A 13337-nucleotide genomic window follows, 5' to 3' on the forward strand; every position below is an offset into this window, starting at 1 on the left:
CGGGGTGGTGCGCGCGCCGGGCCCGGCGGCGGGTGGCCCGCCCGCGCGCGCGACGGGCACCGGGCGGGCGCGGGCGGGTCACGGCAGGACGATCACCTGGTCGCCCTCCACCTTGACCTGCACGGTCTTCAGACCGGTGGTGGCCGGGCCGCCGGTGCGGGCCCCGTCGGACGCGGTGAACGTGCTGCCGTGGTTCGGGCACGTGATGACCCCGTTCACGGGTGCGCCCACGGTCGTGCCGGCGTGCGGGCAGGTCGCGTCGAACGCCTGCACGGTGTTCCCCGATCGGGTGATGACGAGCGGCTTGTCCGGGGTCTCCACGACCACGCCGCCGCCGTCCGGGACGTCGGACAGCGCGACCACGCCCCGCGCCGCGCCGCCGGGGGTCGTGCCGGGGCTGGAGCCGGACGGGGTGGCGCCCGTCGAGCCGCCGCCGGTCGTGGGGGTGCTCGCGTCGCCGCACGCCGCCAGGCCGCCGGGCACGGCCAGGGCCACGAGCACGCCGCACAGGATCGATCGTCGGGACGGCCCCGGGTTCTCGTCGGTGCTCACACCGGCCTCCGCGTGGTGGTGGGTGGTCGTTCGGTCACACCACCAATACGAGACCACGGGCGGTCCGGTTCGACACCTCGACCGACCGCCACCTGTCGACATCGACAGGTCAGGCCAGCAGCACGTCGTCGCCGGTCACCCGGACGGGCACCTCGACCAGGCCCCTCGGCGACGGCCCGGACAGCACCGCCCCGGTGGACGGGTCGAACGCGCTGCGGTGGGTCGGGCAGGTGATCACACCCTTGGCGGGCGGGTTCACCACCGTCCCCTGGTGCGGGCAGGCCGGGTTGAACACGCGCACGCCGGCGTCCGTGCGGACCACCAGCACCTGCCCGTCACCGGGCAGGTCGACCAGCTTGCCGGTGCCCTCCGGCACGTCGGCCAGCCCGGCGACCCGGTCCCCCGCCTTGGCGGAACCCACGCCGGGCTTCCGAGCGGTGCCGGCGGCACCGCATCCGGTCAGGGCGAGCAGGCCGCACAGCAGCAGCGTCCGTCTTTCCACCCGCCCATCTTCGCCTAGCGGCCCTGGGCGGTCGCCGTGCGGGCCAGCGCCAGCACCGCCGTGAACGGCGGGAACCAGTGCCGGGAGTGCGACGGCGGGTTCGCCCAGCGCAGCGAGCCGTACCGGGTCATCGTGGGCGGGAGCGCGATCCGCTGCGGCGAGCGGACGAACTGGACCTCGGGCGGCGCCTTGAGGTGCGTGGGCAGCAGGGCGACGAGTTCGGCGAGGAAGATCCAGTGCTCGCGGGGACCCGGGATGACGGTGACGGGTCCGGCCAGCATCCTGGCCTTGAGGTCGGCCAGGACGCGCGACCCGATGCGGGCGGGCATCGCCAGCGCGGTGGTGGCCGGGCCCAGCGGCAGGAAGACGCCCTGCTCGGTGACGGACACCTTCCATCCCAGCAGCCGGTAGCCCGCGATGGCCTCTCCGAGCGCCTGCTGGTGCGCGCGGTCGCGGGGCCCGGTTCGCGGGCTCGAATCAGCGGTCGTGGTGGCGGTGCTGCTCATCGGCGGAGGTCCCTCCCCGGTCGGGTGGAGCGGGCGGGTGCTCGGGCACGGGGGTCGTCCCGATGCAGGCACACCGGCAGGGTCGTCCCCGGGGCGCGCGACCACCACACAGGTACCGGGTGGGGGCCATGCACCGGCCGGGTCAAGCCCATCCGCCGCGCGGCGCCCCGGAACCACCGACACGACGCTTCACCCCGTCTTATGCATCAAATGCATGGACTCGACGTGACGGCTCTATATGCTGGTGAGCACGCTCAGTGACGGGAGCGAGCCGATGGAACCGAAAGCTCGAAGAGCATCCAGTACCAGGCGCGCTTGTCCGTCGTGCGGAGCGCTGATCGCCGCCGACAACACAGACCGGCTGTGCCACCGCTGCCGGCGCAACGCGCGCACCGAGTTGTTCGGCCCGCCCGAGGTCCCGGCCGACTTCTGGGACCACGAGGCGATGGCCGCCGCCTTCGCCGACCGCGACATGGGAGCGGTCCTCGCCGCTTACCGCCACCACCCGCACCACGTCAGCCGCGTCACCCAGGACCGCATGGCGTCCTGGTTGGGGATCAGCCAGGCGCAGCTCTCGCGGTACGAGACCGGCGAGAACCCGATCGACCGGATCGACCGCCTGCGCCACTTCGCGCGGGCGCTCGGCGTCCCCGGCGACCGGGTCTGGTTCGACCGAGTCGGAATCCCAAGCAAGGCGGGCCCCGAACGCGGAGCCCCGCCCGATGTGCTCGCCCCGGCGTGGGACGCGGCGAGCATCGCAAGATCGGTCGAGGAGACGGCGAGGAGCGACTTGGCTATCAGCAGACGGGCGGCGCTCACCGGAGCAGCCGCGGTGGCCATGGGTCCCACCCTGGTCGAGCCGCTACAGCGGTGGCTCCACCCCCTCCAGCCCCTGTCCAAGTGGTCGTCCAGCGCGGCGATCAGCGAGGACGAGCTGGCGGCGTTGCAGAACGTCGCCGACGGGCTGCGCGGGTGGGGCGGACGGGGCGGGTACGGGCTGGCGCGCAAGGCGGTGCTCGGGCAGTTGGAGGAACTGGCCGAGCGGCTGTCACGGGCGCCGGCGGGTCCCACCACGGAGCGGGCTTTCTTCATCGGTGCGGAGTTGTCGAAGGTCGCGGCGAGCATGTCCTGGGACGCCGGGATGCACGACGCGGCGCAGCGCTACTACGTCCTCGGGGTGCGCATGGCGAAGGCGGGCCGCAACGACCCGTTCGCCGCGTTGTGCCTCGCGGCGATGGCACGTCAGATGTTCGACCTGGGACGACCGGAGGACGGACTGGAGCTGGTGCAGTTGGGCCAGTACGGGACGCGGCGCAACGCCACCCCGACGTTAGAAGCGCTGCTGCGCACGCGGGAAGCGTGGGCGTACGCGCAGATGGGTCGGGTGCGGGAGTTCCACCGCGCCGTCGGACAGGCGCAGGACAGCTTCGCGCAGCGCAAGGACGGCGCGGAGCCGTGGTGGCTGGACAGCTTCGACGAGGCGGAGCTGGAAGGCGTGATCGGGGCCCGGATGCGCGACCTGTCCGGGCACGACCCGAGGCAGGCACCGCTGGCGGAGAAGCACATCCGCCGGGCGTTGCGGCTGCGCGACCCCGCCAGGGTGCGCAACCACACGTTCGACGTGATCGGGCTGGCGCGCACGCGGATGGTCTCCGGTGAGCCGGAGGAGGCCTGCGGGCTGATCCACGACGTCCTGCCGACAGCGGCGGGGCTCGCGTCGGGGCGGGTGCTGCGCAAGTTGCAGGACTTCGCCAAGGAGGCGGAGCGCCACCGGGAGCTGCCGGTGGTGCGCGACACCCGCGAGGCGATTCGCGGGGTGCGGACGGCCTGATGCGCGTGGGGATCACCGGGCACAGCAACTTGGTGCCCGAATGCGTCGACGCCGTGCGGGCAGCGATCCGGGCGGCGTTGGAGGCCGAGGCGGCGGGCGGGTCATCCCTGGTCGGGGTGACCTGCCTGGCGCCGGGCGCGGACCAGCTGTTCGCGCGCGCCGTGCTCGACCTGGGCGGCCGGGTCGAGGCGGTGCTGCCCGCCATGGACTACCGGGACAAGCTCAAGCCGGAGCGGCGGGCCGCGTACGACGAGCTGCTGGCCAAGGCGGACGTGGTCAGCATCCTGCCCAACGAGGTGTCCGGGCGGCACGCGTACGTGATGGCCAACGAGCGGATGCTCGCGTCGGTCGAGCTGCTGATCGCGGTGTGGGACGGCAACCCGCCGGACGGTCGCGGCGGCACGGCGGACGTCGTGGAGACGGCGCGCGCGTCGGGCGTGCCGGTGGTGGTCGTGTGGCCGGAGGAGGCGAGGCGGAAGACCTGACCCGTCGATCGAGGACACTTGCTGTCCGCGATCGGTGCGAGACTCGGCACCATGCTGGAGACCTCGGCACGCCTGCTCAAGCTGCTGTCCCTGCTCCAGGTCCGCCGGGACTGGACCGGCGCGGACCTGGCGGCGCGGCTCAAGGTCGACGTGCGCACGGTGCGCCGGGACGTCGACAAGCTGCGCAGCCTCGGCTACCCGGTCAACGCCGCGCCCGGCGTCTCGGGCGGCTACCAGCTCGGGGCGGGTGCGGAGCTGCCACCGCTGCTGCTGGACGACGACGAGGCCGTGGCGGTCGCCGTGGGGTTGCGGACGGCGGCGAACGGCACGGTGTCGGGCATCGAGGAGACGTCCGTGCGGGCGTTGGCGAAGCTGGAGCAGGTGCTGCCGTCGCGGCTGCGCCGGCGGGTCAACGCCCTCCAGGAGCACACGATCTCGCTCACGCCGACCGTGGCGCGGGTCGACTCCCGGACGTTGACCGCGATCGCCGGCGCGTGCCGCGACCACCAGCGGCTGCGGTTCCCGTACGCGGGCCGGGAGGGCGACAGCAAGCGGCACGTCGAGCCGCTCGGGCTCGCGCACACCGGGCGGCGCTGGTACCTGGTGGCGTGGGACGTCGACAAGGAGGACTGGCGGACGTTCCGGGTGGACCGGATCACCGAGGAGCCCACCGTGGCCGCCCGGTTCACGCCCCGCGAACCACCGGCCGAGGACTTGGCGCTCTACGTGTCGCGGCAGCTCTCCGTCGCGCCTTACACGCACCAGGCGAAGCTGGTCATGCACGCCCCGCTCGACGTGGTGGCAGCGCGCGCGTCGTGGTCCTCCGTCCACCTGGAGCGCATCGACGACGAACGGACCCTGCTCACGGTCGGCTCGCCGTCGCTGGAGGAGATCGGCCTGTGGATCGGGATGTTCGGCATCGACTTCGACGTGCTGGAGCCGCCGGAACTCGCCGAGCACCTGCGGGTGCTCGGCGAGCGGTTCCTCGGCGCGGCCCGTTCGGTCGGTGCCGACACTCCGCCACCGGGGCCGTGACGCGCGCTAGCCCCGCGTGCGGGCCAGGCGGTAGGCCGCCGCGCCGATGAGTTCAAGCGACACCTGGAGGCGTTCGACGCTCACGTTGGCCGCGATGGTGTCCTCGGGCGTGTGGTATAGCGGTTCCAGCTCGTGCGGGCCGCCCTCGCCGCGCCAGCTGAAGTTCGCCGCCGCGATCTTCCGCTCGTGGAACGGCACGTGGTCGCTGCTGCCCCGGGCCACCGGGCCGTGCACGCGCGGGTCGTAGCCCAGGCGCCCGGCCGCCGCCGCGACCTCGCGGGTGGTGTTGTTGTCGCCGCCGTCCACGGACAGCAGCCAGTACGCGGTCGCCGGACCGTGGCTGGTGGCGACCATGTCGTTCTGGAAGACACCGGAGATGAGCGCGGCGTCGACGTCGGTGAGCTGCGAGACGTAGTGGCGCGAGCCCAGCAGGCCCTGCTCCTCCGAACCCCACAGCGCGAACCGGAGCGCCTTGTGCGTCGGCAGGTGGCGCAGCACGCGCGCGAGTTCCAACGTGAGCGCGGTGCCGCTGCCGTCGTCGTTCGCGCCGGGCGAGCCGGGCACGCTGTCGTAGTGCGCGGTCACCATGACCACGCCCTTGCCGCCGAACGTCGCGGGCCGTTCGGCGATGACGTTGTACGAGGTCAGCGAGGGGTGGTGGGTTGTGGAGACGGTCAGCCGCGCGGGCCTGGCCGCACGCAGGCGCTCGACGTGCACCTGGGCGACACCCAGCACCGGGACCGCGACGGTCGACGTCAGCGTGGGCGAGAACGCGCCGGTCTTCCCGGCGGGCGGCGTGGACACCCGACCGATCAGCACGGCCGCCGCACCGCGCGCGACCGCGTCGTACACGGCGGTCGAGCCGGTGGGCACGTTGACCAGCAGCACGACCTTGCCGGTGACGTCGGCGGGCAGGTCCGCGCCGGTGTCGGCGTCGAGCAGCGGCCCGGACGCGGTGGTGTCGAGCGCGCCGAACCGGGACGCGCCCGCGTTCCAGCGGGACTTGTCGGGCAGCGTCAACGTGGACAGGTACTTGTCCGGCACGCTGAACGGCTGGAGCTCGACGCGGTAGCGCAGGTCGCGCAGCACGCGCGCGAGGTAGTCCCGGGCGCGGTGCTCGGACTCGGTCCCGCCGATCCGCTGCCCGATCCGCTCGCTGAGCACCCGCAGGTGCTCCACCGCCCGCCGAGCCCGCACGCGACCGACGACGGGGTAGTCGCCGAGCAGCAGGTCAGGGGCCTGCGACGCGCCGGGCCGCTGGGCGTTGGCCACCGGGTTGAGCCCGAACGCGACCGCACCGGCCGCTGCGGCGGCACCCGTCAGGAGAGTACGTCTGCGCATGTCCCGGCCCCCTGGGTTCGTGTCGATCTTTCGAACCTAGGCAGACCGGACATTCCGGGGAAGAGTGCCGTTGGCGGACACCGGTCCGCCAACGGCACCACGACGATCAGCCGGTGGCGGTGGACGGCTCGGTCCAGCGGACACCGGGTCAGCCCGTCATCTCCTCGAGGAACTCCTGGGTCTCCGGGTCGGTGGAGTAGATGGCGGTACCGCGCATACCCCGGGTGAGCAGGACCTTGTAGGTGTTCTTGATCAGCGCGGCGAAGCGCAGGTCGTCCGCGCGCTTGACCAGCGGGTCCTCGGACTCGGACCGACGGGGCTGCCACATCCCGTCGCGGCGCACCAGGTCCGGCCCGAAGATGACCCCGGACCAGTCGAACTCGAACCCCTGGGCGGTGTAGACGCAACCGACCTGGCCGAAGCCGCGCGGGTCGGTGGCCCAGTAGTCCGATTCGGGAACACCGGGCACGGCCCGCCTCCCCTCGGACTTCGCGTTCCAGGGCCGTTCCCACGAACCGATGCGGACGTCGCCGACGAGGCGTCGCTCGTCTCCGTCGCCGACCGGGTCGCTCCAGGACCAGCAGTACCCGGCGGTGAGGCGGGCGATGCCGCCATGCTCGGCCTGCCGGTCGAGTACCCAGGCTTCCAGTGACTCGGGTGAACTCGCACTGGCCAGGGAGATGCCCTGGTCGAGCGGGCCGGCGAGCTTGCTCCACGGGATCGCCGGCTCGGGACTCCCGCCGAGCCCGAGCAGCCGCGCGACCCACGTGTCGTACCAGACGGAACCGCCGCAGCGCATCTGGTCGTGCAACCGCACGACCTCGACCTGGCAGCCGAGCGCACGCGCCGCTTCGGTGATCTCGGCCAGCGAGCCGATCTCGCCCGGTCGCACGACCTGGTTCTCGTCGAGCAGGAACACGGGCACGTTCGCGATGTTGATCAGCTCATCGATCTGCCGCCCGGCCCTTTCCCGCTGTTCCTTCTTGGTAAACCGGTCAAGCCCGTTCTCCCGGATGCGGTGCGCCTCGTCGCAGAGCACGACGTCCAGCTCCCTCGGGTGGCTGCCCACGTAGGAGTTGAAGTACTTGAACAGCCCTCTGACGCGAGGGTTGCCGCGTGCCGCGTACTTGCGCATGGTCTGGGTGAACGCCTTGGAACCGGTGGCGTGGTGGACGGTCAGGCCGCGGCGGGCGAGTTCGCCGAGGAGGCTCAGCGCGATGACGCTCTTGCCGGAACCGGGACCGCCCTCCACCACGACGACCGTCCTGGTCTGCGCCGCACGCGACCGCTCCACCGCGTTCAGGACCAGTTCGTAGGCAACCTTCTGCGCGTCGAGGAGGACGAACTGCTCGCGGTCCTGGATCTCCTTCGCGGCCAGCGCCAGCAGGGGCTTGGTCGGCCGGTGCTCGAAGTTCAGGAACTCGTCGCCGGCCGCTAGGTCGACCGCCCTCCCCGCTGCCGGGTCGAGAACCGAACGCAGGTGGCTGACGAGCTTCGCGTTGTCGTCCATCGTGAACATCTGCCCGTAGTCGTCGACCTGGTGGGCGAGGAGTTGGGCGACGTCCGCGCGGTGCGCGTTGTGCAGGTACGCCAGGCCCCGCACCGCACGCGGGCGCTCGGCCAGGGCGGGTGTGTGGTCCACGACGTACTGGCAGTAGCCCCGCACCTGGTCGACCGGGTGCAGGTGCATCCCGGGCAGTCCGGGCACGTTCAGCACGGCAGCGATGTGCAGCTCCGCCTTGGACCACTGCTTGAGCTCCACGAACACGAAGCAGTGCTCCGCCGTGCGGGGGTGCACGCCGCAGAGCACGACGTCGATGCGCTGCTTGCTGTGCGGTAGCTGGTGCTCCAGCAGGACTTCCACCTCGCCCAGACCGGCGTCCGCGACGTGCTGGAGCAGCACGGGCAGGCTCCGCTGCCAGGACTTGACCTCGCCGACGCCGGGGCGCGTGCCGATCGCGTGTCCCGCCTGCTCGCGGAGACGGGTGTGGAGCCGACCGGCGCGGGCCTCGGCCAGCAGCTCGTCGGCGCTGCCTCGGATCAGAGCCAAAGCGGTCCCCCTGGTCGCATGTCGTCGGCTCGGCGCGCTGACCGGGTCGCGTGGTCGTGCGGCCTCGTGATCCACGAAGCCTAGTGGACGCCACCCGCCTCGCACGTGGCGTGCACCGCCTCGAGATGACGATCAGTGGCGACCACCTTTACTCCATTCGGACCGGCAGGACTGCTGAATGGCGCAATTGATCCCTTATTTTGTCATCCTTTTCAGCTTTCGGTTGCCGATAGTGCCCAATACTCGAATGATCGACACGATCGAGGGTTATGTATCGACGTTGTCGGGAGGGCAAGGTTGGTGCAGGGTTCCGCGCGCGCTCTGCTGCGCGCGTTCGACGAGGGGAAGCTGGTCCCCGCCTTGGCGGCGCACGTGGGCGTCCCGTACCAGCGCGACGAGGAGCGCGGCGAACTGGGCGCGTGGAAGAGGAGCGTCCCGGCGCTGCTGGGACTGCTCTGCGACTGCGGCCTGGCCGATCTGCAGGTCATCCTCGAGTACCAACTCCCGTACAGCCCCAAGCGGGTCGACGCGGTGTTGTGCGGGGTCCACCCGGAAACCGGTGCGCAGTCCTACATCCTGGTCGAACTCAAGCAGTGGACGACCGCCGAAGTGGTCGGGCGTGGGCTGGTCCGCTACAACAAGCTGAAAGGCCAGCCGGTCCTTCACCCGGCCGAGCAGGTCCGCCGGTACTGCGCGCACCTGCTGGGATTCGTGCCGTCGCTGGCCCGAATGCCCTCGTGCGTGAAAGGGCTGGCTTACCTGCACAACGCCCGGCGCGACGACGGCTGGCAACTGGACGACTACAACAGCGACGACTACAGCCGGCTCTACACGGTCGATCAACTCGGCGATCTGGCAACCGACCTCACCTCGTTCCTCGCGGTCGCCGACGACGCCGCCGAACGGTTGACCAGTGCCCGGCGGGCGCCCGCGCGGTCACTGCTGACCACGGCCGCCGGTTCCGTCTCGGCGCGTACGGATCTCGTGCTGCTGGACGAACAGCAGGTCGCCTTCGAAGCAGTTCGCAGTGCTGTTGTCGATGCGTTCGGCAACAGCACCGCGCCGAAGAAGGTCATCCTGGTCCGAGGCGGACCGGGTACCGGGAAGAGCGCCATCGCGTTGAACCTCTATTCGGCGATGGCGCGTCGCGGCATCAAAGTGGTCCACGCGACCGGTTCGAAAGCCCTGACCGAAACCCTCCGGCGAGCCGTTTTCGGCGAGAGCGGTTGGCAGGGCGAGGACGTCTTCAAGTACTTCAACAACTTCGAGCGTGCCCAGGTGGACGCATTGGACGTCGTGATCTGCGACGAAGCACACCGGCTCCGAGGTCAAGGCAACGTGCCCGATCGTTGGCGCGGCAAGCTGCGCGGCCAGATCCACCAGATCATCGACGCGGCGAAGGTCCCCGTCTTCCTCCTCGACGACCACCAGGTGGTGCGCCCGCGTGAGATCGGCTCGCCGGACGACGTCCTGGCGATCGCGCGGGCCATGGGCTGCCAAGTCGTCGAGGTGGACCTCGACGGCCAGTTCCGGTGCGGCGGGTCACCGCTGTTCGACCAGTGGGTGCTGCGCCTGCTCGGGCTGGACCCGCGGCCACCGGTGCCGTGGTCCGAACTGGTCGCGGACACCGATGACGAGTACGTCGTCGAGTCGGCGGCGGCCCCGCACGCGCTCGAGGCGTGGCTGCTCGCGCGGACCAGGGACACCGGGGCCAGCGCACGGATCGCTGCCGGCTTCTGCTGGAAGTGGTCCCAGCCGAAGTCCGACAACGGCACGCTCAGCCTCATCAAGGACGTGAGGATCGGCGGGTGGCACCGACCGTGGAACGCCCGGCATGAGGTGGACGTGCCCGACGTGCCCTCCGCGTCCTACTGGGCTTCCGACCCCCGGGGCTTCGGGCAGATCGGCTGCATCTACACGGCCCAGGGCTTCGAGTACGACTGGGCCGGCGTGATCATCGGCCAGGACCTCGTGATCGAGAACGGTGGCTGGGTGGCCAAGCCGGACCGCACGGAGGACGACGCCTTGAAGCGGGTTCCCGGGCCGACCTTCGACCGGTTGATCCGCAACACGTACAAGGTGTTGCTGACCCGGGGTATGCAGGGGGTCTGCGTCTACGCCGAGGACCCGGAGACGAACGAGTTCCTCCGCCACTACACCGCTTGACCCGAGGGCGGTCTCGGCCGGAGCCGGCTCCGGCAGTCACGCCGGAGCCGGCCCCGCCGGGAAGCCGATCAGCCGGTGGCGGTGCGGTGGAGTTCGCGCAGGGCGCGGACCGCCGACACGGCGTAGTCGCGGTCCACGGCCTGGATCGCCATGATCGACACGTACTCGTCCTCCGGCAGCTCCAGCCGGGCCCACGACGCGCCGTCCGGGAACGACACGTGCAGCACCTCCGACCAGTCGAAGCGGCGGACGGTCACGACGTTGCGGACCTCGACGCCGGTCTCGTCGGCGCGCACCCGGGGGCGGGCCAGCAGCAGCACGCCGCACGCCAGCAGCACGCCGAGCACCACCATCGCCACCTGGTCCGACGTCCGGAAGATCACGCCGGTCGGGGTGTCGGTCAGCAGCCAGCCGACCACGGAGAACACCCCGACCAGGAACACCGCGCTGATCACCGCGACGGTGCGAATCCGCCGGGGCCGGAACTCGACGGCCACCGCGATCACGACTCCGCCCGCAGCGACCGCAGCACCAGCGCCGTCTCCAGCGCCGCCACCACCGCCTCGTGGCCCTTGTCCTCCGCCGAGTCGGGGAAGCCCGCGCGGGCCAGCGCCTGCTCCTCGGTGTCGCAGGTGAGCACGCCGTTGCCGACCGGCGTCGACTCGTCCAGCGCGACCCGGGTCAGGCCGGCCGTCACCGAGTCGCACACGTACTCGAAGTGCGGCGTCCCGCCCCGGATCACCACGCCCAGCGCGACGACCGCGTCGTGCGTGCGGGCCAGCTCCTGGACCACCACCGGCAGCTCGATCGCGCCGGGCACCCGCACCACGGTCGGGTCCGGCACGCCGGCCGCGCTCGCGGCGGCGACCGCGCGGTCCACGAGCCGGCCGGTGATCTCCTCGTGCCACCGGGTGGCCACCACGGCCAGCCGGACGCCGGTCGCGTCCGGCACCGACGGTTCCGGCCGTCCTTCGCCGCTCATTCCACACCCTCCGTGCTGACGATCGCGCCGCCCTGGCCCAGGGCCTCGTACTGCTCCAGCTGGTGCAGCTCGTGCCCCATCCGGTCGCGCTTGGTGCGCAGGTAGCGCAGGTTCTCCGGGTTCGGCGAGATGGGCAGCGGCACCCGGTCGATCACGCGCAGGCCGTAGCCCTCCAGGCCGACCCGCTTGGCCGGGTTGTTGGTGAGCAGCCGCATGGACTTGATGCCCAGCTCGCACAGGATCTGCGCGCCGGTGCCGTAGTCCCGCGCGTCCGCCGGCAGGCCCTGCGCCAGGTTCGCGTCCACGGTGTCCGCGCCGTTGTCCTGCAACTGGTACGCCTGGAGCTTGTGCATGAGGCCGATGCCCCGGCCCTCGTGCCCGCGCATGTAGAGCACCACGCCGCGCCCCTGCGCCGCCACCGCCTCCAGCGCCGCGTCCAGCTGCGGGCCGCAGTCGCAGCGCAGCGACCCGAACACGTCGCCGGTCAGGCACTCCGAGTGCACCCGGACCAGCACGTCCTCACCGTCGCCCAGCTCGCCGAACACCAGCGCGACGTGCTCGATGCCGTCCAGCTTGGAGTCGTAGCCGACGGCGGTGAACGTGCCGTGCGCGGTCGGGATGCGCGCCTCGGCGACCCGCTCGACCTGGGTCTCCACCCGCCGCCGGTAGGCGATCAGGTCGGCGATGGTGATCAGCACCAGGTCGTGGTCGGCGGCGAACACCTCCAGCTCGTCGCGCCGCGCCATGTCGCCCTCGTCCTTCTGCGACACGATCTCGCAGAGCACGCCGGCGGGCGCGAGCCCGGCGAGCCGGGCCAGGTCCACCCCGGCCTCGGTGTGGCCGGGCCGGCGCAGCACGCCGCCGTCGCGGGCGCGCAGCGGCACCACGTGGCCGGGCCGGCTGAAGTCCTTGGCCTCCGACGACGGGTCGGCCAGCAGGCGCATCGTGTGCGCGCGGTCGGCGGCGGAGATGCCGGTCGACACGCCCTCGCGGGCGTCCACGGTCACCGTGTACGCGGTGCCGCGCTGGTCCTGGTTGGTGTGGTACATCGGCGGCAGGTCGAGCCGGTCGCAGTCGGCCTCGGTGAGCGCGACGCACACGTACCCGGACGTGTAGCGCACCATGAAGGCCAGCAGCTCCGGCGTTGCCTTCTCGGCGGCGAAGATGAGGTCGCCCTCGTTCTCGCGGTCCTCGTCGTCCACGACGACGACCGCGCGGCCCTCCGCGACGGCCGCGATGGCCCGCTCGATGTCGGCGAAGTCCTTCACCGGTTCTCCTCAGGCTTGCCCGCGAAGTGGGGTGCGGCGAGCCGCTCGACGTACTTGGCCAGCACGTCCACCTCCAGGTTGACCGGGTCGCCGGGGCTCCGCCGACCCAGCGTGGTCAGTTCCAGGGTGGTCGGGATCAGGCTCACCGAGAACCTGTCGTCGGCCACCGACACCACGGTCAGCGAGACGCCGTCCACGGTGATCGAGCCCTTCTCCACCACGTACCGGGCCAGGTCGCGGGGCAGGCCGACGTGCACGACCTCCCAGTGCGCCGCCTTCTCCCGGGCGAGCACCGTCCCGGTGCCGTCCACGTGGCCCTGCACGATGTGGCCGCCCAGCCGCTGCCCGACCGCCGCCGCGCGCTCCAGGTTGACCCGGTCGCCCTCGGCGACCTTGGCCAGGCTGCTGCGCAGCAGCGTCTCGCGCATCACGTCCGCCGTGAACGCGCCGCCCACCACGTCCACCACGGTGAGGCACACGCCGTTCACCGCGATCGAGTCGCCGTGCTTGGCGTCGCCGGTCACCAGCGGGCCCGCGATGGTGATCCGCGCCGCGTCCGGCAGGTCGGTCACCGCGACGACCTCACCCAACTCTTCGACGATCCCGGTGAACACCGTTC

Annotated in this window: 13 protein-coding genes; 4 read left to right on the forward strand and 9 right to left on the reverse strand. The window is 71.8% G+C overall.

Annotated features, from left to right (window positions below):
* Positions 1–78: 78 nt before the first annotated feature.
* The 3 genes from AB0I60_RS23490 to AB0I60_RS23500 form a co-directional block, all read right to left on the reverse strand.
* Positions 79–552 carry a Rieske (2Fe-2S) protein gene (locus AB0I60_RS23490; RefSeq protein WP_360732955.1) on the reverse strand — a complete coding sequence of 158 codons (474 nt, stop codon included), beginning with the start codon at positions 550–552 and terminating at the stop codon, positions 79–81.
* A 109-nt stretch (positions 553–661) separates the two neighbouring features.
* A complete protein-coding gene (locus tag AB0I60_RS23495; RefSeq protein ID WP_360732957.1) occupies positions 662–1054 on the reverse strand; it encodes a Rieske (2Fe-2S) protein in 393 nt (130 codons plus the stop codon).
* A 14-nt stretch (positions 1055–1068) separates the two neighbouring features.
* Positions 1069–1560: a hypothetical protein gene (locus AB0I60_RS23500; protein WP_360732959.1), complete on the reverse strand. Its 492-nt coding sequence runs from the start codon at positions 1558–1560 to the stop codon at positions 1069–1071.
* A 238-nt stretch (positions 1561–1798) separates the two neighbouring features.
* Here AB0I60_RS23500 and AB0I60_RS23505 point away from each other — a divergent pair, with 238 nt between their 5' ends.
* The 3 genes from AB0I60_RS23505 to AB0I60_RS23515 are packed head-to-tail and all read left to right on the forward strand — an operon-like array spanning position 1799 to position 4911.
* Positions 1799–3391 carry a helix-turn-helix transcriptional regulator gene (locus tag AB0I60_RS23505; protein ID WP_360732961.1) on the forward strand — a complete coding sequence of 531 codons (1593 nt, stop codon included), beginning with the start codon at positions 1799–1801 and terminating at the stop codon, positions 3389–3391.
* Positions 3391–3876, forward strand: a complete 486-nt coding sequence (locus AB0I60_RS23510) for a hypothetical protein (RefSeq protein WP_360732962.1) — start codon at positions 3391–3393, stop codon at positions 3874–3876. Before AB0I60_RS23505 ends, AB0I60_RS23510 begins: the two co-directional genes overlap by 1 nt.
* Positions 3877–3927: 51 nt before the next feature.
* Complete coding sequence (locus AB0I60_RS23515; RefSeq protein WP_360732963.1) at positions 3928–4911, forward strand: YafY family protein; 984 nt, start codon at positions 3928–3930, stop codon at positions 4909–4911.
* Between the two features lie 6 nt (positions 4912–4917).
* Here the strand turns inward: AB0I60_RS23515 and AB0I60_RS23520 are convergent, their stop codons facing one another.
* Together AB0I60_RS23520 and AB0I60_RS23525 are read right to left on the reverse strand one after the other, a co-directional pair.
* A complete protein-coding gene (locus tag AB0I60_RS23520) occupies positions 4918–6252 on the reverse strand; it encodes a M28 family peptidase (protein ID WP_360732964.1) in 1335 nt (444 codons plus the stop codon).
* A gap of 148 nt (positions 6253–6400) precedes the next feature.
* The gene (locus AB0I60_RS23525; RefSeq protein WP_360732966.1) at positions 6401–8302 is read right to left on the reverse strand and encodes a DUF2075 domain-containing protein; all 1902 of its coding nucleotides are present in this window, start codon (positions 8300–8302) and stop codon (positions 6401–6403) included.
* 360 nt (positions 8303–8662) lie between these two features.
* On the opposite strand from AB0I60_RS23525, the gene AB0I60_RS23530 reads away from it, so the two are divergent.
* Positions 8663–10468: a DNA/RNA helicase domain-containing protein gene (locus AB0I60_RS23530; RefSeq protein WP_360732967.1), complete on the forward strand. Its 1806-nt coding sequence runs from the start codon at positions 8663–8665 to the stop codon at positions 10466–10468.
* A gap of 68 nt (positions 10469–10536) precedes the next feature.
* Here the strand turns inward: AB0I60_RS23530 and AB0I60_RS23535 are convergent, their stop codons facing one another.
* From AB0I60_RS23535 to AB0I60_RS23550, 4 genes are read right to left on the reverse strand one after another with little or no spacing between them, the layout of a single operon-like run.
* The gene (locus tag AB0I60_RS23535) at positions 10537–10965 is read right to left on the reverse strand and encodes a PH domain-containing protein (protein ID WP_360733368.1); all 429 of its coding nucleotides are present in this window, start codon (positions 10963–10965) and stop codon (positions 10537–10539) included.
* 5 nt (positions 10966–10970) lie between these two features.
* The gene (ribH, locus tag AB0I60_RS23540) at positions 10971–11450 is read right to left on the reverse strand and encodes a 6,7-dimethyl-8-ribityllumazine synthase (protein ID WP_360732969.1); all 480 of its coding nucleotides are present in this window, start codon (positions 11448–11450) and stop codon (positions 10971–10973) included.
* Positions 11447–12718, reverse strand: coding sequence for a bifunctional 3,4-dihydroxy-2-butanone-4-phosphate synthase/GTP cyclohydrolase II (locus tag AB0I60_RS23545; RefSeq protein WP_360732970.1), 1272 nt, complete (start codon positions 12716–12718; stop codon positions 11447–11449). Before AB0I60_RS23545 ends, ribH begins: the two co-directional genes overlap by 4 nt.
* Positions 12715–13332, reverse strand: coding sequence for a riboflavin synthase (locus AB0I60_RS23550; protein ID WP_360732972.1), 618 nt, complete (start codon positions 13330–13332; stop codon positions 12715–12717). Before AB0I60_RS23550 ends, AB0I60_RS23545 begins: the two co-directional genes overlap by 4 nt.
* Between the last annotated feature and the right edge of the window lie 5 nt (positions 13333–13337).

Source organism: Actinosynnema sp. NPDC050436 (assembly GCF_040655415.1).
Taxonomy (GTDB): Bacteria; Actinomycetota; Actinomycetes; order Mycobacteriales; family Pseudonocardiaceae; genus Actinosynnema.

Bases quoted from the DNA above. Each gene is read 5' to 3' on its own strand.
- AB0I60_RS23500 (WP_360732959.1), bottom strand. From the start codon at position 1,560: ATGAGCAGCACCGCCACCACGACCGCTGATTCGAGCCCGCGAACCGGG.
- AB0I60_RS23505 (WP_360732961.1), top strand. From the start codon at position 1,799: ATGCTGGTGAGCACGCTCAGTGACGGGAGCGAGCCGATGGAACCGAAA.
- AB0I60_RS23510 (WP_360732962.1), top strand. From the start codon at position 3,391: ATGCGCGTGGGGATCACCGGGCACAGCAACTTGGTGCCCGAATGCGTC.
- AB0I60_RS23515 (WP_360732963.1), top strand. From the start codon at position 3,928: ATGCTGGAGACCTCGGCACGCCTGCTCAAGCTGCTGTCCCTGCTCCAG.
- AB0I60_RS23520 (WP_360732964.1), bottom strand. From the start codon at position 6,252: ATGCGCAGACGTACTCTCCTGACGGGTGCCGCCGCAGCGGCCGGTGCG.
- ribH (WP_360732969.1), bottom strand. From the start codon at position 11,450: ATGAGCGGCGAAGGACGGCCGGAACCGTCGGTGCCGGACGCGACCGGC.